General features: G+C 74.5%; 20 protein-coding genes. 8 read left to right on the top strand and 12 right to left on the bottom strand.

What is annotated here, in order from left to right:
- Positions 1-62: 62 nt before the first annotated feature.
- From G1H19_RS07920 to G1H19_RS07960, 9 genes are all read right to left on the bottom strand, one after another.
- On the bottom strand, positions 63-929 hold the full coding sequence (locus G1H19_RS07920; protein WP_162392719.1) for an ABC transporter permease: 867 nt from the start codon (positions 927-929) through the stop codon (positions 63-65).
- Positions 930-970: 41 nt separating this feature from the next.
- Positions 971-1,759 (bottom strand): ABC transporter ATP-binding protein, encoded by a 789-nt coding sequence (locus G1H19_RS07925; protein WP_162392720.1) that lies wholly within the window; start codon positions 1,757-1,759, stop codon positions 971-973.
- A gap of 103 nt (positions 1,760-1,862) precedes the next feature.
- Positions 1,863-3,113 (bottom strand): amidohydrolase family protein, encoded by a 1,251-nt coding sequence (locus G1H19_RS07930; protein WP_162392721.1) that lies wholly within the window; start codon positions 3,111-3,113, stop codon positions 1,863-1,865.
- A 13-nt stretch (positions 3,114-3,126) separates the two neighbouring features.
- On the bottom strand, positions 3,127-4,098 hold the full coding sequence (locus G1H19_RS07935) for a methylenetetrahydrofolate reductase (RefSeq protein ID WP_152729826.1): 972 nt from the start codon (positions 4,096-4,098) through the stop codon (positions 3,127-3,129).
- Positions 4,099-4,193: 95 nt separating this feature from the next.
- Positions 4,194-5,348: an LLM class flavin-dependent oxidoreductase gene (locus G1H19_RS07940; RefSeq protein ID WP_162392722.1), complete on the bottom strand. Its 1,155-nt coding sequence runs from the start codon at positions 5,346-5,348 to the stop codon at positions 4,194-4,196.
- Between the two features lie 252 nt (positions 5,349-5,600).
- Positions 5,601-7,457: an HNH endonuclease signature motif containing protein gene (locus G1H19_RS07945; RefSeq protein WP_152729828.1), complete on the bottom strand. Its 1,857-nt coding sequence runs from the start codon at positions 7,455-7,457 to the stop codon at positions 5,601-5,603.
- 249 nt (positions 7,458-7,706) lie between these two features.
- Entirely contained in the window at positions 7,707-8,681 is a 975-nt protein-coding gene (locus tag G1H19_RS07950; protein ID WP_162392723.1) for an ABC transporter substrate-binding protein, read from the bottom strand.
- A 74-nt stretch (positions 8,682-8,755) separates the two neighbouring features.
- Positions 8,756-9,304, bottom strand: a complete 549-nt coding sequence (locus G1H19_RS07955) for a dihydrofolate reductase family protein (RefSeq protein ID WP_152729829.1) — start codon at positions 9,302-9,304, stop codon at positions 8,756-8,758.
- Positions 9,301-10,230 (bottom strand): helix-turn-helix domain-containing protein, encoded by a 930-nt coding sequence (locus tag G1H19_RS07960; protein WP_202925857.1) that lies wholly within the window; start codon positions 10,228-10,230, stop codon positions 9,301-9,303. Before G1H19_RS07960 ends, G1H19_RS07955 begins: the two co-directional genes overlap by 4 nt.
- Positions 10,231-10,337: 107 nt before the next feature.
- Between G1H19_RS07960 and G1H19_RS07965 the strand changes: the two genes are divergently transcribed.
- Positions 10,338-11,312 carry an aldo/keto reductase gene (locus G1H19_RS07965; RefSeq protein WP_152729831.1) on the top strand — a complete coding sequence of 325 codons (975 nt, stop codon included), beginning with the start codon at positions 10,338-10,340 and terminating at the stop codon, positions 11,310-11,312.
- 23 nt (positions 11,313-11,335) lie between these two features.
- On the opposite strand, the gene G1H19_RS07970 is transcribed toward G1H19_RS07965, so the two are convergent.
- Together G1H19_RS07970 and G1H19_RS07975 are read right to left on the bottom strand one after the other, a co-directional pair.
- Positions 11,336-12,175, bottom strand: coding sequence for an SDR family NAD(P)-dependent oxidoreductase (locus G1H19_RS07970; protein WP_152729832.1), 840 nt, complete (start codon positions 12,173-12,175; stop codon positions 11,336-11,338).
- A 13-nt stretch (positions 12,176-12,188) separates the two neighbouring features.
- On the bottom strand, positions 12,189-12,635 hold the full coding sequence (locus G1H19_RS07975; RefSeq protein WP_152729833.1) for a nitroreductase family deazaflavin-dependent oxidoreductase: 447 nt from the start codon (positions 12,633-12,635) through the stop codon (positions 12,189-12,191).
- A 33-nt stretch (positions 12,636-12,668) separates the two neighbouring features.
- Between G1H19_RS07975 and G1H19_RS07980 the strand changes: the two genes are divergently transcribed.
- The 5 genes from G1H19_RS07980 to G1H19_RS08000 all read left to right on the top strand — a co-directional run bounded on the left by G1H19_RS07980 (position 12,669) and on the right by G1H19_RS08000 (position 17,500).
- Entirely contained in the window at positions 12,669-14,300 is a 1,632-nt protein-coding gene (locus G1H19_RS07980; RefSeq protein ID WP_235928058.1) for a helicase HerA-like domain-containing protein, read from the top strand.
- Positions 14,297-14,959, top strand: a complete 663-nt coding sequence (locus G1H19_RS07985; protein ID WP_152729834.1) for an SIMPL domain-containing protein — start codon at positions 14,297-14,299, stop codon at positions 14,957-14,959. Before G1H19_RS07980 ends, G1H19_RS07985 begins: the two co-directional genes overlap by 4 nt.
- Before the next feature lie 77 nt (positions 14,960-15,036).
- Complete coding sequence (ypfJ, locus tag G1H19_RS07990) at positions 15,037-15,972, top strand: KPN_02809 family neutral zinc metallopeptidase (protein WP_152729835.1); 936 nt, start codon at positions 15,037-15,039, stop codon at positions 15,970-15,972.
- Positions 15,973-16,003: 31 nt separating this feature from the next.
- Entirely contained in the window at positions 16,004-16,789 is a 786-nt protein-coding gene (locus G1H19_RS07995) for an enoyl-CoA hydratase/isomerase family protein (protein ID WP_152729836.1), read from the top strand.
- Positions 16,790-16,834: 45 nt separating this feature from the next.
- Positions 16,835-17,500 carry an NADPH-dependent F420 reductase gene (locus tag G1H19_RS08000; RefSeq protein ID WP_152729837.1) on the top strand — a complete coding sequence of 222 codons (666 nt, stop codon included), beginning with the start codon at positions 16,835-16,837 and terminating at the stop codon, positions 17,498-17,500.
- 19 nt (positions 17,501-17,519) lie between these two features.
- Here the strand turns inward: G1H19_RS08000 and G1H19_RS08005 are convergent, their stop codons facing one another.
- Positions 17,520-18,365, bottom strand: coding sequence for a siderophore-interacting protein (locus G1H19_RS08005; RefSeq protein WP_152729838.1), 846 nt, complete (start codon positions 18,363-18,365; stop codon positions 17,520-17,522).
- A gap of 317 nt (positions 18,366-18,682) precedes the next feature.
- Here G1H19_RS08005 and G1H19_RS08010 point away from each other — a divergent pair, with 317 nt between their 5' ends.
- Together G1H19_RS08010 and G1H19_RS08015 are read left to right on the top strand one after the other, a co-directional pair.
- On the top strand, positions 18,683-19,564 hold the full coding sequence (locus G1H19_RS08010) for a hypothetical protein (protein ID WP_152729839.1): 882 nt from the start codon (positions 18,683-18,685) through the stop codon (positions 19,562-19,564).
- Positions 19,561-20,103: a phage holin family protein gene (locus G1H19_RS08015; protein ID WP_202925858.1), complete on the top strand. Its 543-nt coding sequence runs from the start codon at positions 19,561-19,563 to the stop codon at positions 20,101-20,103. The genes G1H19_RS08010 and G1H19_RS08015 overlap by 4 nt, the downstream gene beginning before the upstream one ends.
- Positions 20,104-20,105 lie beyond the last annotated feature (2 nt).

Raw genomic sequence — 20,105 nt, forward strand, 5'->3', positions numbered from 1 at the left:
AGGGTCGGGGCGCTGCGGTGGTGCAGACGAGGGGCCGGGCGGGTCGCCCGGCGCGGGGTGGGTCAGCCGGCGTCGCGGGACTGGTCGTACCAACGGCCGACGGCCACCTTCCCGAGCCAGCCGAAGACGGCGAACACCGCGAACCCCAGGCCGGCGGCGACGAAGATGGTCAGGAAGAGCTCCGGGCCCTGCAGCCGGGAGCTGTAGTTCGACAGCAGGATGCCCAGGCCGGCCTGGCCCTGCTTGAAGAAGAGGTCGCCGACGATCGCGCCGACCACGGACAGCCCGGCGGAGATGCGGAAGCCGGCGAAGATGGCCGGCATGGCGGCGGGCAGCTGCAGCTTGCGCAGCTTGGTCAGCCGGGACGCGCTGTGCAGGTCGAACAGCTCGTGCATGCTCCGGTCCACCGACTGCATGCCGAACAACGTGTTCGAGACGATCGGGAACAGCGAGATCATCACGCAGACGATGACGCGCGAGTTGAACCCGTAGCCGAACCAGAACGCGATCAGCGGCACCAGCGCGAGGATCGGGATGCACTGCAGGGCGACGGCGTAGGGGAACAGCGCCCGCTCCACCGACCGTGCCTGGCTCATCGCGATGGCCCAGACCATGCCGATGACGATGGCGATGGCCAGCCCGGTGAAGGTGACCTGCACGGTGCGCCACAGCGCGGGCAGCAGCTTGTCCATCGTCGGCTGGTCGAACAGCGCGTCGGTGAGGATGGTGTGCGGGGCGGGCAGGATGAACCGGCGTCGCTCGTCGAGCACCAGGTAGGTGATCGCGTACCAGCTGCCCAGCAGCGCGGCGAAGACGCCGAGCGGCAGCAGCAGGTCGGTGAGGCGCCGGCCCCGGCGGCGGGCGGCCACCGGCGGTGCGCCCGGGGTGGCGGCCTGCTCGGCGGCCAGGGTGGTGGTCGGGGCGCTCACGGCGGCCTCCTCGACGGCGGGGCGGGCGTCGGCCGGGGCGCTCACGAGTGGCCCTCGCGCAGGGCGTGGCTGACCTTGCCGGCCAGCGCCGCGAACTCGGGGGTGAACCGCAGCTCGGGGGTGCGGTCGGCACCGAAGGGCACCTCGAAGGTGTCCACGATGTGCCCGGGCCGGCCGCTCATCACCAGCACCCGGGTGGACAGGTACACCGCCTCGCTGACCGAGTGGGTGATGAACAGGGCGCCGAAGCCCTTGGCGTGGAACAGCCGGATCAGCTCGTCGTTCAGCCGCTCCCGGGTGATCTCGTCGAGGGCGCCGAACGGCTCGTCGAAGAGGAACAGGTCGGGGTCCAGGGTGAGCGAACGGGCCAGCGAGGCCCGCATCCGCATGCCGCCGGACAGCGCGCGGGGCAGCTTCTTCTCGTGCCCGCGCAGGCCCACCAGCTCGATGGCGTCCAGCGCGGCCTGGGCGGTTGCCGTCTTCGACATGCCGTGCAGCTCGGCCAGCAGCTCCACGTTCTTGCGCACCGAGCGCCAGGGCAGCAGCGTGGCGTCCTGGAAGACGTAGCCGATGCGCTGCGCGTCCACCTCGCTCAGCCCGGCCGACGCCGGGGACAGCCCGGAGGCGATCCGCAGCAGCGTGCTCTTCCCGCAGCCCGAGGGCCCGACGACGGTGACGAAGTCGCCGCGGTGCACGTCGAGGTCGACGCCCTCCAGGGCCACCGTGCCGTCGGGGAAGGTCTTGGCGACGTCGCGGAAGCGCAGCACGCGGGTGGGTGCGGCCGCGGCGCCGGTGCGCTGGGGTGGGGCGGTGGGCGCGGGAGCACTCACGGGCACCTCCGGGTCGGGTGGTCGGCTGCGGGGGGTCGGGACCACCCTGGGCGCGGTCTGTTTCCAGCTCGTGTGCCCGTGGTGAACGGCGCTGTCCCGCTCATCACGATGTCGTCTCAGCAGGTGGGCGCGGCCACTCCACGGTGCGCACGACCTCGGTCCGGGCCACGAGGCGTCCCCGGGAGACCACCAGCCGGCGGGTGCCGGCGCCGGCCACCGCGGCGTCCAGGCCCTCAGCGGCGACCGCGAGGAACTCCGCCGGCGCCCCGGCGGCGACCGCCGGCACGGGCAGGCCCATGCACCGGCGCGCCCCGGTGCTGACCGCGTCCCAGGCCTCCCGGCTGGACAGGTGCCCGGCGGCGACCAGCAGCGACGCCGCCTCGCAGGCGTCGGCCCGGCCCATCGGGTTGAACGGGTCGCGCAGGTTGTCCCCGCCGGCACCCAGGGTGGCGCCGGCCTCCAGCAGGGTGCGGACGGCGGTCAGCCCGCGCGGTGGCCCGACCAGCTCCCCGCGGGCCTGCAGGAACAGGTTGGTCTGCGGCAGCGCCACCACACCGACCCCGGCGCGGGCCACCTCGGCGGCGGTCGCCCGGGCGACGGCCAGCGGGTGCACGCCCAGGCTGACGCAGTGGCTGGCCGTCACCGCGCGGTCGAACCCGGTGCCCAGCACCCGCTGCGCCAGGTGCAGCAGACCCTGGGCGGTGGGGTCGAGCGTCTCGTCGGTGTGCAGGTCCAGCGGCAGACCGTGCCGCACCGCGGCGTCCCAGGACAGGTCCAGGCCGGCGGCGCGGTCGGCCCACATGTGCGGCGCGCCGCCGACCAGGTCCACGCCGAGGTCGACGGCCTCCTCCAGCAGGCGGGCGTTGTCCCGCACGTCCTCCGGCGTCCACGGACCCGAGGTCAGGGCCACCACCTGGACGTCGATCAGGCCGGCGAGCGCGTCACGCACCTGCAGCAGGGCGCGCACGTGCCGGGTGCCGGTGTGCGCGCCGAGGTCGGCGTGGGTGCGGATCGCCGTCGTCCCGTGGGAGAGGTACTCCATCGCGGCCCGGGTGGCCCGCTCCACGAGGTCCTCGTGGGTGAACCCGGCGGCGATCTCCCGGATGGCGACGATCGCGCCGGCGAGATCGCCGGTGCGGTTGGGTGCCCGGTGGCTGGTGAGCGCCTTGTCCAGGTGGGCGTGCGGCTCGGCGGGCGCCGGCAGCAGCAGGTGCCCGGTGAGGTCGTGCACCTGCTCGCCGGGGGTGGGCGTCAGCGTGCCGGCAGGGGCGACCGCGGCGACGGTCGCGCCGTCCACGCGCACGTCGACCGCCCGGCCGTCGACGTCGGTGGCGTGGGTGAGCAGCAGGCTCACGCGAGGGACCCGGTCACGTCAGCTCGGCTCCGATCTCGGCCAGGGCGGCCGCGGTGGACAGCTCCCGACCCGGGGTGGGGACGGTGGAGAGGTCGACGCCGCGCACCCCGGGCACGGCGAGGTAGGACTCGGCGAGGGCGATCGCGGCGGCGATCCCGGCCCGCCGCGGGTCCCGGGCGGACTCGATGGCGTCCAGGTAGCCCGCGGGCAGCACCAGGCCGGTGAACCGGCGCAGCTCGGCGGCGGAACCGGGGTCGAGCGCGACCGCCACGCAGGCCACGAACGGGACGTCGGCACCGGCGTCGGTGGCGGCCTGGACGAAGTCGGCCACCGCGCCGGCCGGGCCGGCGTGGTTGACGAAGCAGACCTGCGCGCCGGCGCGGACCTTCTCGGCCAGCCGCGCCGGGCGCCGTCGGGCCGGCGGCCCGGTCGGGGTCTCCCCCACCGAGACCAGCAGCCCGGCGGCGGCCGCGGCCGCGGCGAGCTGGGTGGAGTCCAGGTCGAACACCGGCCGGGCGTCGGGACGGTCGCCGACGTCGGTGTGGTCGCCGGTCACGCAGTGCACCGCGGCGACGCCGACGTCGGCCAGCCCGGCGAGCTCGCCCTCCAGGGCGACCCGGTTGCGGTCCCGGCAGGTGAGGCCCTGCCACACGGGCACGCCCTGGGCCTGGACGATCGCGGCGCGGTGGGTGGGCGGGAACTGCACGCGGGCACCGCCGTGGTCACCGAGCAGCACGGCGTCCACCTGACCGGCCACGGTCTCCGCGGCGCGCTGCAGCGAGACCCGGGACAGCGCCTGGCTGGGCAGGTCGGCGACGACCACCGGCCGCTGGCGCATCAGCGCGAGCAGGTGCGGCTCGGGGCCGGGCGCGGGCCGCGGCGGCCCGGTCCACCGCACGGTCGGCAGCTCCACGAACGGGCAGGGCAGCGGGGCGACCTCGCAGCCCCGGCTGCCGGTGACCCCGCCGCACGGCCCGTGCGTCATGTCCTTGGGACAGCCGCTCCGGTGTGCGTGGGTCCTGGTGCGCGCCCCTGTGCTGGTGCCCGCGCCCGTGCTGGTGCTCGCGTCGGCTGTGCCCGTCACGCCGCCGGGAGCCGGATGCCCAGGCGCGGCAGCACCTCCTCGGCGATGAGGTGCAGCTGCTCGTCCATCTGCTCCCGGGTGAGGCCCGGCAGGTCGGGGAAGAGCATGACCTCCTCCAGACCGAGCAGGTCGCGGTACGTGCCGAGGGTGTCCACGACGTCGTCGATGCTGCCGATGGCCATCACCTGCTCGCTGACCGACTGCTCCAGGGTGGGCTGGAAGGCGAAGCCGTCGGCGGCGGCGTAGGTCTTGAACCGGCCGTAGGGGGCGAGGAAGCGGCAGAACTCGTCGTGCCCGTCGCGAGCGGTGCGGAAGGCGTCCTCCCGGGTGCGCCCGACGTGGGTGTGGATGTTCAGCGTGCGGTCCTGGCCGGGGCGCAGGGTGCGGCCGTGCTGCTCGGCGATCTCCCCGTAGCCGTCCCACACCTGCTTGATCAGCGCCGGCGGTGCGAGCGCGATGACACCCTTGTGCCCGACCCGGGCCACGTACTCCAGGGTCTTCCCCGGGCTCATCGGCTGGTAGACCTCGACCGGCCCGAGCGGGCGCGGCACCAGGGTCAGCTCGGTGACGGTGGCACCGCGGTCCGGGATGCCCGGCGGCGGGAAGGTGAAGTGCTTGCCGGAGTAGCTGAACCGCTCCTGGGCCCAGGCGAGCTTGATGACCTCCATCGACTCCTCGAACAGCTCACGGTTGACCTGGTCCAGCTCGGCGCTCATGGCGTTGTCGCCGCTGGCAATCACCGCGCCCAGCGTCTGGGCCTCCCGCGGGACGGTGCCGCGGCCGACGCCGAACCGCATGCGGCCGCGGCTCAGGATGTCGGCGGTGGCGTAGTCCTCGGCGAGCCGCAGCGGGTGCCACTGCGGGACGACGTTGAACGCCTGGCCGGACTTGAGCCGGGTGGTGATCGAGGTGAGGTGCTGGCCGAACTGGATCAGGTTGGGCGTCACCTCGTAGCCCTCGTACTGGAAGTGGTGCTCGGTGAGCCACATCGTGTCGTAGCCCAGCCGGTCGGCGGTCTGCGCCCAGTGCTCCAGGTTGCGGTACCCGGCGATCACCGCGTCGTTGCCGTACCGGCGGTCGGTCGGGACCGGCCCGGCGTTGCCGGCGTCGGTCATCGGGACCCCGCCGTAGTAGTGCAGGTCGATGCGCACGCAGGACACCTCTCGACGGACCGGACGGAGCAGTGAGCATCGCGCCGGTGTGTTCCCCCCACGTTTCGCGAGGGTGTCACCTGCCCGAGTGGACACCCCGACATGTCCGCTCGTCGACATGGCGGCACGGACACACAGCGACAGGTCCAGCGGCACAGCGGCGCAGCTGGTCAACGGCACACCCCGCACCCGTACGCACACCGGACTCAGCGGCGAGGCAGGCTGCACGGCGGCGGCGTGCACCGGGGTGGGTCAGGCAACTCGGCGGCGGATGACGTCGCGGTGGGTCATGAGCACCCAGAGGACGTGGTGCAGGTCCATCCGTTCACCGCCGGGGCCGGTGGGGTCGGCGGCGACGGGGCTGGGCAGCAGGTCGTCGAGCACGCCCGGGCGGAGCCGCAGCGGCAGGACGTCCGCCGAGGGGGCCGGGCCCTGCTCCTGCACCGACCCCTGGCCAGAGCCGCTGACCTGGTCGGTGGCTGCGTCGCTCCGGGCGGTCACCGCGCCAGTCGGGTCCGGGACGGGCCGGGTCGTGGGCCGGCGGCCGAGCGAGGTGACGCCGGTCAGGCCGTCGTCGAAGGCGGTGTCGGCGGGTCCCCAGACGCGCTCACCGGCCGGGGTGGTGACCACGAGCTGTCCGCGGTGACGGGTCATCCGGAGGTCCTCGTCGTGGGCCAGCCCGTGGTCGGTGTCGCAGAGCAGCACCATGGCGCTGACGTCGGTGCGCCCGCCCAGGCGCCAGGGCCGCAGGTGGTGGGCGTGCAGGCGCTCGACCCGGGTCTCCTCGCAGCCGGGCCGGGCGCAGCCGCCGTCGCGGGCGAGCAGGGCGCGGCGCTGGGCACGGGTGGCGTAGCGGTGCCGGCGGCCCTGGGCGAGGACCTCACCGTCCCGCTCCACGATCGCCACGATGCTGGCCTGGCAGGCCAACCGGCGGACCTGTGCGGCGGTGAGAGCCGGGCCGCCGAGGACGTGGGCGCGACCGGCGGCGGTGTCCTCGGCCAGCACGGCGGCATCGACGTGCACGACGACCTCCCGACGAGGTGGGTCGCCGGCGCGGCGGTCGGCGTCGGCGGCGGCGCGGGCCAGCAGCCGCAGTGCGCTGCACCGCTGCTCGGCACGGCGTCCCCGCAGAGACGTCTCCACCGGACCGGACTGCTCACCGCCGCGTTCCCGCAGAGACGCGTCCACCGGACCGGACTGCTCGCCGCCGCGTTCCTGCGGGAACGCATCCACCGGGCCGGGCTGGCCCGTGAGCGAGGACCGGTGGTCGACGGGCTCGTCGGCGGCCTCACCGCGAGCGTCTGCGCGATCGGCGGCGGTCGGCGTGGCCGCGGTCCGGTCCGCGGCCGCCCGCTCCGCCGCCGCCCGTCCCGCCACCTGTCCCGCGGCCGCCTGTCGCGCCGCCGCGCGGTCGCGACGGGCCGAGCGTTCGACCAGGGACTCGATGGCGGCGAGCAGCTCGGCGCCGTCCTCGGCAGGCATCCGCACGCGCAGCGACAGCATCCCGTCCGCGTCCCAGTGGTGCTCGAACACCTCCGGCCGGCGGCGCACGGCTGCACCGCCGCCGGCTCCCCCACCGGTGCCGGCATCACCATCGCGTCCGACACCGGGGTCCCCGATCCCGCCGGCGGCAGCAGCGGCACCTGCGGCCGTGTTCGCGTCGACCCGGCGCCAGCCGCGCACCACCCGCTCCACCTGGGCGGCGGTGGCGTGCCGGGCGAACTCGAGCAGCTCGGCCTCACTGCCGGGCTCGGCGATCCGGGTCAGCGCGCGCACCTTGCTGTAGGACACCCGCCCCGCAGCGAAGGCACCCGACAGCACCGGCAACCGGCACAGCGCGCGAGCCGTGCGCACGTGCTCGCGCGCCGTCCCCGGCTCCAGACCGCACTGCCACGCCAACCAGTGAGCACACGACCGCACCCCGTGCCCCGCCCACCCCTCCCGCCGGTCGAACTCCGCGACCAGCCGCAACCACGACGCCGTGGCCGCCGACAGCCGCACCGCCCCGGTCACGATCTCCTCGGCCAGCTCTCCCACCGGCCGTGGACGCCCTCCGAACGTGTCGTCGACGGCCACCACGGAGGACGCTGCTGCAGACGTGTCGAACATGTGTTCGATCGTGTCAGGCAGGTCCGACAGTCCCGTCACGCCGACCGGGCGTCGCCGCCGGCGGTCCCGGGCCGCGAACGACGTTCCGCGGGAACACAGCAGCGCACAGCGTTCCCGCGGGAACACAGCAGCGCACAGCGTTCCCGCGGGAACACAGCAGCGCACAGCGTTCCCGCGGGAACGCGGCGGCGCACAGCGTTCCCGCGGGAACGCGGCGGCGGACGGCGTCCCGGCAGGAACGCCGACCACTCAGGACCGCTGCGGGTCCACGCCGAAGACCTCGGCCATGTCGTCCATCATCATGTGCGCGCCCTGCAGGCTGACCGAGGTCATCCAGATGGCGTCCTCCACCCGGTGCACGTTGCCCGCCTTCACGCCCGCGAGGTCCGTCCACAGCGGGGTGGACTCGACGCGGGCCGCGGTCTCCGCACCGCCCGAGTAGGAGGACACGAAGATGTGGTCGCCGTCGGCGAGCCGGATCTCCTCCTCGCTCACCTCGACGGCGAACGTGTCGACGTCCTGCGGTGCCGGCCGGGCGAGGCCCATGTCCTGGAAGACGATGCCGCTGAACGAGGCCTTGGCGTAGAGCCGCGTCGGCCCGTCGACGAACCGCACCATGGAGACCGTCGGGTCGCCGGCCGCCGCGTTGACCGCCGCCCCCAGCGCTGCGGCCCGCTCCTCGTAGTCGCCGATCAGTTCCTCGGCGCGCTCCTCGGTGCCGGTCGCCTCACCGACCACCCGGATGTTGTCCTTCCACGACGGCCCGGTGGTGGCGACGAAGACGGTCGGCGCGATCTGGGACAGCTGCTCGTACAGCTCGTCGTGCCGCACGGTGGCGGACAGGATCAGGTCCGGCTGCAGCGCGGCGATCCGCTCCAGCGCCGGCTGCTCCAGCGGGCCGACGTCCTCGGTGTCGGCGACCGCGTCGCCCAGGTACTCCGGGAAGGCGCCCTGCTGGTCCCGGTAGGACCCGATCCCGCCCACCAGCGGCACGTCCAGCGCGACGACCGCCTCGACCAGGCTGTTGTCCAGCGCCACGACCCGGGTCGGCCGGTCCGGCAGCTCCGTCGTCCCCTTGTCGTGGGTCACGGTGCGCGGGAAGCCCTCCTCCACCGCCGCGGCGGGGGACGGGGCGGCGTCGGTCGCCGTCGAACCGCAGGCGGTGAGCAGCCCGGTCAGCACCAGGGCGGCGGCGGTGACGGCGGAGCGGACGGGGCGGGACACGGGCGACCTCCATGGTGATCAACTCAGGTGAGCCTCACCTTAGTCAGACCGCACGTCGGCTTCGCCGTGGACCGTCAGCCCGGTCGGACGACGTCGTAGCGCACGCAGGCGAACTCACCGTTGCGCGCCACCTCACGCACCACGAGCTCGACCCGTGCCGGCAGCAGCGGTGCGCCCGCGCCGAGCGTGACCGGGGCGATGGAGACCACCACCTCGTCGAGCAGCCCGGCCGCGGCGAACTGGGCGGCCACCGGCCCCCCACCGACCACCCAGACGTCCCGCTCACCGGCGGCGGCGACCAGCTCGGCGTGCACCGCGCGCAGCTCCTCGGGCGAGTCGGCCGCCCTGAACCGGATGTCCGCGCCCGGGAAGGGCGCCAGCTCCCGGTGGGTCAGCACCTGGGCCGGCTGGGTGTAGGTCCACCCCTCCGGGCCACCGTGGTCCTGGATCCACCGGTACGTCGACGCGCCCATCACCAGCGCGCCGACGGTCCGCTCGAAGGCCTGGTAGCCCATGACGCCCTCGTGGTCGGCCTCCCGGCTGAGCAGCCAGGACAGCGAGTGCTCGGCGTCGGCGACGAAGCCGTCCAGCGAGGTGGCGGTGTAGTAGACGGTGCGGGTCAACGGGTCCTCCGGGTCAGCCACTCGATCGGGTCGCCGGTGTCCACGGGGACGCCGGCCTCGCGCAGCCAGTGCCGGGCCAGCAGGCGCCGGTGCGCGGAGAAGGTGAGCACGTGGGCCACCACGCTGCCGACGAGGAAGCTCTCCGGCGGCTCGCACAGCGCGTCGACCAGCCGGTCGCCCCAGGCACCACGCCGGGACACCTCCCGGACGGCGGCCAGCCAGCGGGGCGCCACCGCGTCGTGCCGGTCGAGCAACGCCGCCGGGTCGTCCCCGCCGCGCACCGGGGTGTCGGCGCCCTCCAGGGAGGCGACCCACACCTCCAGGGTCCACACCAGGTGCTCCAGCACCGCGGCGACCGACTCCTCCGCACCGTCCCACGGCAGCAGCACCTGACCCGGGCCCCGCACCCGCCGGTACTCCCCGGGGTCCAGGTCACCGGCGAGCTCCAGCAGGGCGCGGGTGTCCTCCACGCCGTGCTGCACGAGCAGCGCGGTCACCTCGTCGCCCCCGCGGCGCTGCGGCTCGTCGGACACCAACAGCGAGGACGGCGGGTGGAAGTGCAGGCCGTTGGGCGCCGGCAACCAGTGCTCGTCCCGGGAACGCGGCGGCCCGCCGCCGGGGACGCTGCCCGGGGTGTGCCCGTAGGCCCGGGCGAAGGCCCGGCTGAAGCCCTCCACCGACTCGTACCCCGCGGCGAGGGCCACGTCGGTGACCCGCGCGCCCTGCCGCAGCTGCCAGGCCGCCCGCTCCAGCACCACCCGCCGGCGCAGCGCGACCGGGGACTCCCCCGCGCCCCCGGACACCAGGCGGCTGAAGTGGAACGGCGAGGCGTACGCGTCTCCGGCCATGTCGGCCAGGGAACGGTTGTCCTCGTCGAGGACGGCGTCCAGCAGCTCGCGCAGGCGGTCACGTCCGGGTGGCGTCACGTGGGTCAGTCTGGCGGCCCGGCCGACCCCGGCGCCCGACCGTTCTTGCGCTGTGGCGACCCCACCCCCCTGGCCGGACGACGAGGTCGCGGGGCAGGGTGGAGGGCATGGAGTACACCCGCCTCGGCAGCACCGGCCTGCAGGTCTCCCGCATCTGCCTCGGGATGATGAGCTTCGGCGACCCCGCGCGGGGCACGCACCCGTGGAGCCTGCCGGAGGAGCACAGCCGCCGGCTCATCGAGCAGGCGCTGGCCGCCGGGATCACCTTCTTCGACACCGCGAACGTCTACTCCGACGGGTCCAGCGAGGAGATCACCGGCCGGGCGCTGCGCGACTTCGCCCAGCGGGACGACGTCGTCCTGGCCACCAAGGTGCACGGCCGGATGCGGCCCGGCCCGAACGGGGCGGGCCTGTCCCGCAAGGCCGTCCTGGCCGAGCTCGACGCGAGCCTGCGCCGGCTCGGCACCGAGTACGTCGACCTCTACCAGGTGCACCGCTGGGACCCGGCCACGCCGATCGAGGAGACGCTCGAGGCGCTGGACGCCTGCGTGCGGTCGGGCAAGGTGCGCTACCTCGGCGCCTCCTCCATGTGGGCCTGGCAGTTCAGCAAGGCGCTCCACACCGCCGGCGAGCACGGCTGGCACCGCTTCGTGTCCATGCAGGACCACTACAACCTGCTCAACCGCGAGGAGGAGCGGGAGATGCACCCGCTGTGCCTGGACCAGGGCGTGGGCGTCATCCCGTGGAGCCCGCTGGCCCGCGGGAAGCTGACCCGCGACTGGTCGCAGCGCACCGCCCGCTCGGAGACCGACGAGTTCGGCCGCCGGCTCTACGACGAGGCGAGCGACCCGGCGATCGTCGCGCGGGTGGCCGAGGTCGCGCAGGAGCGCGGCGTGCCGCGGGCGCAGGTCGCGCTCGCCTGGCTGCTGACCAAGCCGGTGGTCAGCGCCCCCATCGTCGGCGTGACCCGGGACCAGCACCTCGACGACGCCGTCGCCGCGGTCGGTCTGCGGCTGACCCCGGAGGAGGTCGAGCGACTGGAGGAGCCCTACACGCCGCACGCCGTCGCCGGCTTCGGCTGAGCACCCGCCGGACCCGCCCGCGCTCAGGGGTCCAGGCCCACCAGCCGGGCGGACAGGTCCCACAGCTCGGCGGCCCGGCGGTCGTCCCGGCCGGCCATCGACGTCCAGGTGCGGGCCCGGTGCGCGTGGTGGGCACCGTTGCGCCAGCCGTCCGGCGCGGTGGCCAGCCACACCAGCGTGTCCGCACCCTGCGCCGGGGTGCGGAAGAACGCGGTGAGCGGCGTGCGGAAGGCCAGCCCGGTGACCCCGCCGGCGCCCGCCCCGAAGTTGGTGGCCACCGCCCCGGGGTCGAAGCAGGTGGCGGTCACGTCCGGCGCCCAGCGCCGCGCGAGCTCGCGGGTCATGAGCAGGTTTGCCAGCTTGGCCTTCGCGTACGCCCGGGTCGCCAGGTACGGGACCGTGTCCAGCGCCCGCTCCCCGCGCCCCCGCCGCGTGCCGCCCAGCCAGTGCACGAACGACGCCGTGGTCACCACCCGGCCGCCGGCGGCGCGCAGCGGCTGCTCGAGCAGGCGGGTGAGCAGGTAGGGCGCCAGGTGGCCGACCTGTAGCGTCCACTCGTTCCCGTCCACGGTCAGCTCCCGGCGCGGGCGGGCAGCGCCGGCGTTGCCCGCCAGCACGTCGATCCGGGGGTGGTCGTGCAACAGCTGCTCGGCGAGCGCCCGCACGTCGTCCAGCCGGGCGAAGTCGCACACGTGCCACTCCACCCCCAGCTCGGCGGCCACGGCGGCGGTCTTCACCGGGGAGCGGCCGACCACCACGACCCGGGCCCCGGAGCGGTGCAGCCGGCGGGCGGCGGCGGCACCGATGCCGTCACTGGCCCCGGTGACCACCACCACCGGCCCGGGCTCGTCGTCCCCGGTCACGCCGGGGCCGGGTTCACGTCGCGCGCTCGACCAGCACGACGGGGATCTCCCGGTCGGTCTTGCGCTGGTAGTCGGCGTAGTCGGGGAATGCCGCGACCGCCCGCTCCCACCAGATCGCCTTCTCCTCGCCGGTGATCTCCCGGGCGACGCCGTCCCACACCTCGGCGCCGTCCTGGACGGTGACCTGGTCGGGGTGCTTCGTGACGTTGAAGTACCAGGTCGGGTGCTTGGGGGCACCGCCCTGCGAGGCGACCATGGCGTAGACGCCGTCGTGCTCCACCCTCATCAGCGGGTTCTTGCGCACCTTCCCGCTCTTTGCACCGCGGGTGGTGAAGACGACCACGGGCTCGGGGCGGCCCGGGAGGGTGTTCGCCTCCTGGCCGTTGGTGCGCTCGTAGGCCTCCACCTGGTCGCGGACCCACTTCTCCGGACTCGGCTCGTACTCACCCTCGACTGGCATGCCCCGAGCCTAGGACGCCGGGACGTCGGACGGGTGGGGCAGTCTGGGCGCGCCACCACCGACCGGGACGAGGACACGATGGACACCAGCAGCACCGCCACCGCGACCACCATCGCCGCCGGCTACGCCTTCGACGGGCCCGCGCTGGAGCTCGGGTCGGTGGTGCACGGCGGTTCGCCGCACCCCGAGGCCCAGGTGCGGCTGCCGCTGTCGATGGCCACCCGGCACGGGCTGATCGCCGGCGCGACCGGCACCGGTAAGACGAAGACGCTGCAGCTGCTCACCGAGCAGCTGTCCGCGGCCGGCGTCCCGGTGGTGGTGGCCGACGTCAAGGGCGACCTCGCCGGGCTGGCCCAGGCCGGCCCGCCCGGTGACCGGGTGACCCGGCGCGCCGCGGACACCGGCGACGACTGGACACCGACCGGTTTCCCGGTGGAGTTCCTGGCCCTGGGTGGCCTGGGCAGCGGGGTGCCGGTGCGGGCCAGCGTCACCTCGTTCGGGCCGCTGCTGCTGAGCAAGGTGCTGCAGCTCAACGCCACCCAGGAGAGCTCGCTGGGGCTGGTCTTCCACCACGCCGACCGGGCCGGGCTGCCGCTGCTGGACCTCGAGGACCTGCGCGCGGTGATCAGCTGGCTGGTCAGCGCCGAGGGCAAGGGCGACCTGGAGGGGCTCGGCGGGCTGTCCAAGGCCACCGCCGGGGTCATCCTGCGCAACCTGATCGCGCTGGAGGACCTGGGCGGCGACGTCTTCTTCGGCGAGCCCGAGTGGGAGACGGCCGACCTGATGCGGGTGGCCCCGGACGGACGCGGCGTCGTCAGCTGCGTGGAGCTGGTGGCCGTGCAGGACCGGCCGGCCCTGTTCTCCACGTTCCTCATGTGGCTGCTGGCCGAGCTGTTCGAGGAGCTGCCCGAGGTCGGCGAGGTGGAGAAGCCCAAGCTGGTGTTCTTCTTCGACGAGGCGCACCTGCTCTTCGCCGGGGCCAGCAAGGGCTTCCTGGAGTCGGTGACCCAGACGGTGCGGCTGATCCGCTCCAAGGGCGTCGGCATCTTCTTCGTCACCCAGAACCCCACCGACGTGCCGACGCCGGTGCTCGGCCAGCTCGGCAACCGGGTGCAGCACGCCCTGCGCGCCTTCACCCCGGACGACGCCGACGCGCTGAAGAAGACGGTGAAGACCTACCCGACGAGCACCGACTACGACATCGCCGAGACGCTCACCTCGCTGGGCACCGGGGAGGCGGTGGTGACGGTGCTCAGCGAGCGCGGGGCACCGACGCCGGTCGCCTGGACGATGCTGCGCCCGCCCCGGTCCACCATGGGCCCGCTCGACCCGGCGGTGCTGCAGCAGGCGGTGGCGGCCTCGCCGCTGCAGGCCCGCTACGGGGTGGCCGTGGACCGGGACTCCGCGCACGAGCGGATCGCCGCCCGGATGGCCCCGCCCGCACCCCCGCCGACGCCGGCACCGCCTCGCACTCCGGCGCCGAGGGCCGAGGCCCCGGAGCCACGGCCCCGGCCGGCACCGCGCAGCCGCCCGGAGCCCGCCGACGACGGCGTGCTGGGCGACGTGCTGCAGTCCTCGGCGTTCAAGGCGTTCGCCCGGTCGGCCGCCTCGGCGCTGGGCCGGGAGCTCACCCGCGGGCTGTTCGGCACCCGGCGGCGGCGGTGACCGGGCTGCCGGCGCCGCTGCCGCGGGTGGTGGTGCAGGGCCAGGCGGAGCGCTCGGTGCCGCCGGACACGGCCGTGGTCACGGTCACCGTGGGGGCCCGCGAGCGCGGCCGGGAGCAGGCCATGGCCGAGCTCGCCGAGCGGCAGCAGGCCGTGCTCGACCTGCTCACCGCCCGGGCCGACGTGGTCGGCGAGCACGCCACGGAGTCCGTGTGGGTCTCCCCCGCGCACGCCGAGGACGGGTCCGGTCGGGTCGTCGGGCACCTCGCCCAGCTGTCCACCCGGGTGCGGCTGGACGACGTCGACGCCGTCGGCGCGTTCCTGCTCACCGCCGGGGCGCTGGCCGGGGTCTCGGTGCACGGGCCGCAGTGGCAGCTGCGGGCGGCCGAGGAGGTGCACGCAGAGGTGCGGGAGCTCGCCGTCCTGGACGCCGTCGCCCGGGCCCGCGCGCACGCCCGGACGATGGGCACCGAGCTCGCCGATCTCGTCGAGCTGCGGGACGTGCCCGGCGCGCGGGGTGGTGCCGAGCGCTGGGCCGTCCAGGCGGCGCCCGCCTCGGGCGGAGGGCTGGACGTGGAGCCGGGCAGCCAGCAGGTGCGCGCCCAGGTGGAGATGACGTTCACCGTGCAGCAGCCGGACCTGACGGCCCTCGGCCGCTGACCCGCCGCCGAGGTGCGGCCGGTCCCGGGAACGGTCACCCTGGGGGACCTGTCCCGAGACCCGGAGGTCACCCCGGCATGCGCTACAACGAAGGCATCGACCTCGACACGTCCGACGTCCAGGACCGCCGCGGCGGGGGCGGCGGCTTCGGCGGCGGGCGGGGCGTGGCCGTCGGCGGCGGCGGGCTCGGTCTGGTCGGGCTGGTCGTGGTCGTGCTGATCCAGGTGCTCGGCGGTGGCGACGGCGGCACCGGCACCGGCACCGGGGGCAACGGGCTGTCCGGCACCCTCGGCGGGCTGAGCCAGGGCCAGACCGCCGACAACACGCAGCTGGAGCAGCAGTGCCAGGACAGCGGGGACGCCAACACCTCGCTGGACTGCGCCATCGCCGCCGACATCGACTCCATCCAGGACTACTGGGAACAGACGCTGCAGGGATACCAGCGCACCGAGACCGTGTTCTTCAGCGACCAGGTGCAGACCTCCTGCGGCGGGGCGACCAGCGGCTCGGGGCCGTTCTACTGCCCGGCCGACCAGCTGGTGTACATCGACCTGACCTTCTTCGACACGCTGCGCACCGACTTCGGCGCCGAGGGCGGGCTGTTCGTCGACGCCTACGTGCTGGCCCACGAGTACGGCCACCACGTGCAGAACCTGATGGGCACCAACCAGCAGGTGCAGCAGGGCGAGACCGGCCCCACCAGCGGCACCGTGCGGCTGGAGCTGCAGGCCGACTGCTACGCCGGCACCTGGGCCAACCACGCCGAGACGGTGCCCGACGAGTCGGGCCGGCCGCTGATCGCCGAGATCACCGACGACGACATCGCCCGGGCCCTGGACGCCGCCGGGCGCATCGGCGACGACTTCATCCAGGAGAACCTGGGCGGTGGCACGGTCGACCAGGACTCCTTCACCCACGGCTCCAGCGAGCAGCGGCAGAAGTGGTTCACCACCGGCTACCAGACCGGTGACCCGGCACGGTGCGACACCTTCGCCACCGACGACCTCGGCTGACGCCCACGCGCGGTAGGGCAGGCTGCGGGGCATGCGCACAGCCGACCTGACCACCGCCGTCGACGGGCACGTCGCCGTGCTCACCGTCGACCGCGCCGCCAAGCGCAACGCCATGACCTCGGCGATGTGGGCCGCGGTGCCCGCGCTGCTGGACGAGCTCGCCGCCGACCCCCGGGTGCGGGTGCTGCTGGTCACCGGCGCGGGCCCGAGCTTCTGCGCCGGTGCCGACATCGCCGAGCTGCTCGGCGGGCCGGACCCGGCCGACCCGATGGCCGAGCTGCGCGCGCACAACCTGGCCGCGCAGGCGGCGTTGCGGGCGTTCCCCACCCCGACGATCGCGGTGGTGCGGGGGCACTGCATCGGTGGGGGCATCGAGCTCGCGGCCAGCTGCGACCTGCGCTTCACCGACGACACCGGGGTGTTCGGCGTGACCCCGGCGAAGGTCGGTGTGGTCTACGCGCCGGCACCGACCCGCGCACTGATCGACCTGGTCGGCCCCGCCACCGCCAAGTACCTGCTGTTCAGCGGGGAGCTGCTGGACGCCGCGGAGGCGCTGCGCACCGGGCTGGTGGACCGGCTGCTCCCGGCCGCCGACCTGGACGCCGAGGTGCGCCGGTTCGCCGACGTGCTGGCCACCCGGTCGGCGCTGAGCCAGCGGGCCACCAAGGAGATCGTCGGTGAGCTCATGGCCGGCCGGGACGCCGGGCCGGTGGCCGCCGGCTGGTTCACCGAGACCATCGCCAGCGGCGAGCTGGCCGAGGGCGTCGCCGCCTTCGCCGGCCGTCGCCCGCCGGCCTTCGGCTGGACCGGCCGCTGACACCGGCCGGGAACACCGGGGCGCCGTCCGGTGATTGAGCAGGGCATGACGACTGTGGGCATCATCGGCGCCGGCAACATCGGCGCAGCACTGGCCAAGATCTCCCTGGACGCCGGCTACGACGTGGTCATCGCCAACTCGCGGGGCCCGGAGACGCTGGGCGACCTGGTCGCCGAGCTCGGCGCCCGGGAGACCAGCAGGGCCACGGCACGGGCCGCCACCGCCGCGGAGGCGGGTGCGGCCGGCGACCTCGTGGTGGTGACCGTGCCGCTGAAGAACGTGCCGGACCTGCCGGTCGAGCCGCTGGCCGGCAAGGTGGTCATCGACACCAACAACTACTACCCGGAGCGGGACGGCCACATCGCCGCCCTGGACGACGAGACCACCACCACCGCCGAGCTGCTGCAGGCCCACCTGCCGACGTCCACCGTGGTGAAGGCCTTCAACCACATCTACTCCGAGCACCTGGTCACCAAGCGCTCCCCCAGCGGCACCCCGCATCGCCGGGCGCTGGCCATCGCCGGTGACCTGCCGGCCGCGAAGACCGTGGTGGGCAGCTACATCGACGACCTCGGCTTCGACGTCCTGGACCTGGGTCCGCTCGCCGAGGGCTGGCGCATCCAGCGGGACACCCCCGGCTACGGCCCCGAGTACGACGTCGACCAGCTGCGCCAGGCCACGGAGGCCGCGAAGCGCTACCGCGACATGTGAGCTGCTGCGGCAGCGCGGGTCAGCGCGCTGCCAACGCCTCGTCGTCGGAGGCGACCGCGGCGTTCCAGTCGCGCTTCTCCGCCTGCCAGCGGTCCTCGGTGCTGCCCAGCCGCCAGTAGCCGGAGACCGACATGAGCTCGCGCGGCACCTGCAGATCGGCGCGGACGAAGCGACGCAGCTCCCGCACGAAACCGGCCTCGCCGTGCACGAACACGTGCGGCGTGCCCGACGGCAGGGCCGCCGACCGCACCGTGGCTGCCAGCGCCGCACCCACCGGCCCGTCCCCGCGCAGCACCCAGGTCAGCTCGACGCCGGGGGCCGGCACCAGCGGCTGCTGCTCGGCGGCGTCGGCGACCTCCACGAAGACCTTCGCGGCGGCACCGGCCGGGATGCGCGGCAGCGCCGCGGCGATCGCCGGCAGGGCGCTCTCGTCGCCGGCCAGCAGGTGCCAGTCGGCGTCCGCGCTCGGCGCGTAGGCACCGCCCGGACCGAAGAACTGCACGAGGTCGCCCGGCCGCGCCGAGGCAGCCCACGGGCCGGCCAGGCCGGTGTCCCCGTGGTGCACGAAGTCCAGCGTCAGCTCACCGGCGACCGCGTCCCACTGCCGCACCGTGTAGGTGCGCGTCACCGGCCACTGCTCGCGAGGCAGCCGCTCCTGCAGTTCCGCCGGGTCGAACGGCGCCCGGTAGCCGGCACCGGCCGGCGGGAACAGCAGCTTCACGTAGTGGTCGGTGAACTCACCCGCCGGGAAGCCGGCCAGGCCCTCGCCACCCAGCACGACCCGGACCATGTGCGGGGTCAGCCGCTCGGTGCGGACGACCTGGGCCAGCCGGGCCACCCGCTTCGGCCGCGCTGCCTGCGTCATGCGGGGCTCCTCGCTGTCGTAGCCGACACCCGCTCGACACGGGTGAGGGAAGGCTTGCCTGAGCTGCTCACCATCAGCTTACGGGGAGATCTCTGTTTCGACCCGCCCCCGGCCCGGGTACCCGAGGTCTCACGAGACGCAACCACTCAGCCCCGGTGGACGTGAGCGCGGCAGGTCCTCGCACCGGCCCCTCCACGCCCTCTTGCCCTCGACAGCGCCGGCACGGATGCCGCGCCACGAGGTGAGACGACACGTACCCATCCTCACCCAGGGTGGATCGCGGTCGCACCGACCACGACGCACGCCGAGGAGGAAGCATGACGCACAGCCAGATCGACAGCACCTACTCGACCACCACCACGACCGACACCGGTGCCGCCCCCGTCAGCCAGGGGACCAGCAGCCCGAACACCACCACCGACGTCGCGAAGGACGAGGCCCGCAACGTCGGCCAGACCGCCGCGAACGCCGGCAGCCAGGTGGCGGCCACCGCCGCGGACGAGGCCAAGCACGTCGCCGGCGAGGCGAAGGCCCAGGCCACCAACGTGATCGGCCAGGGTCGCCAGCAGGTCACCCAGCAGGTGCAAACGCAGGCCAAGAACGGCCAGCAGAAGGCCGTCCAGAGCATCAGCGCCCTGGCGTCCGAGCTGCGCACCATGGCCGAGGGCGGCCAGCCGTCCTCCGGTCCGGCCACCGACATAGTGCGCCAGGCCACCGACAAGCTGGACGAGGTCGCGCACTGGATCGAGTCCCGCGAGCCGGGTGACCTCGTCGAGGAGGTCCGCAGCTTCGCTCGTCGCCGTCCCGGTGCCTTCCTGCTCGGTGCCGCCGTCGCCGGTGTGCTCGCCGGCCGGCTGACCAGCGGCGTCGTGTCCGCGCACAAGGACAGCTCCCCGTCCGGCACCAGCGGCACCGCGCCCCGCCAGGGCCTGGGCGCGCCGAGCCAGCAGGGCAACTGGGTCGAGGAGACCTACACGCCGGAGACGTCGTCCTACGCCACCGCCGGGACCCAGGCGTACGGCCAGGCCACCCCGGCCCACGGCCAGGCCTACGAGACGGGCTACACCGAGACGACGACCGGCTCCGTGCCGCCGCCGCCGTACGGCACCGTGCCCCCGGCCGGCAGCGTCGTGCCGCCGACCACCCCGTCCGGCTGGGACGACCCGCAGCGCGGGCTCGGCCAGGGCGGCCAGCAGTGAGCGCCCCTTACGGGCAGGCCCCCTCCGGCGCGCACCCCGTGGGTGCGGGCCAGGCCGCGCAGAACTACGTCGACCCGCAGCAGTACCCCGACCCCCGGCAGTACCAGCAGGGTGGGTACCAGCCCGGGTCCGGGCAGGCGATGACCGCTGACGGGCACCCCGACGTCGAGGGTGCCTCGGTCGGTCAGCTCATCAGCGAGGTCACCACCGACCTGTCGGTGTTGATGCGCCAGGAGATGGCGTTGGCCAAGGCCGAGATCAAGGCCGAGGTCACCAAGGCCGGCAAGGGTGCCGGGATGCTCGGCGGCGCCGGCTTCGCCGGGTACATGACCGTCCTGTTCCTCTCCTTCGCCCTGGCGTGGGCACTGGCCAGCGCGATCCCGGCCGGATGGGCGTTCCTGATCGTCGCCGTCATCTGGGGCATCGCGGCCGCCGTCCTGGCGCTGAGCGGCAAGAAGAACCTGCAGCAGGTCAACCCGAAGCCGGAACGGACCGTGGAGACCCTCCAGAAGGTCCCCGGCGCCCTCAAGCCCCACTGACC

The organism is Goekera deserti (assembly GCF_010685995.1).
In the GTDB taxonomy this organism is placed as follows: domain Bacteria; phylum Actinomycetota; class Actinomycetes; order Mycobacteriales; family Geodermatophilaceae; genus Goekera; species Goekera deserti.

Excerpts from the sequence above, each read along its gene's own strand:
- G1H19_RS07935 (WP_152729826.1), bottom strand. The coding sequence starts at position 4,098 with ATGACGCACGGGCCGTGCGGCGGGGTCACCGGCAGCCGGGGCTGCGAG.
- G1H19_RS07945 (WP_152729828.1), bottom strand. The coding sequence starts at position 7,457 with ATGTTCGACACGTCTGCAGCAGCGTCCTCCGTGGTGGCCGTCGACGAC.
- G1H19_RS07965 (WP_152729831.1), top strand. The coding sequence starts at position 10,338 with ATGGAGTACACCCGCCTCGGCAGCACCGGCCTGCAGGTCTCCCGCATC.
- G1H19_RS07975 (WP_152729833.1), bottom strand. The coding sequence starts at position 12,635 with ATGCCAGTCGAGGGTGAGTACGAGCCGAGTCCGGAGAAGTGGGTCCGC.
- ypfJ (WP_152729835.1), top strand. The coding sequence starts at position 15,037 with ATGCGCTACAACGAAGGCATCGACCTCGACACGTCCGACGTCCAGGAC.
- G1H19_RS07995 (WP_152729836.1), top strand. The coding sequence starts at position 16,004 with ATGCGCACAGCCGACCTGACCACCGCCGTCGACGGGCACGTCGCCGTG.
- G1H19_RS08000 (WP_152729837.1), top strand. The coding sequence starts at position 16,835 with ATGACGACTGTGGGCATCATCGGCGCCGGCAACATCGGCGCAGCACTG.
- G1H19_RS08005 (WP_152729838.1), bottom strand. The coding sequence starts at position 18,365 with ATGACGCAGGCAGCGCGGCCGAAGCGGGTGGCCCGGCTGGCCCAGGTC.
- G1H19_RS08010 (WP_152729839.1), top strand. The coding sequence starts at position 18,683 with ATGACGCACAGCCAGATCGACAGCACCTACTCGACCACCACCACGACC.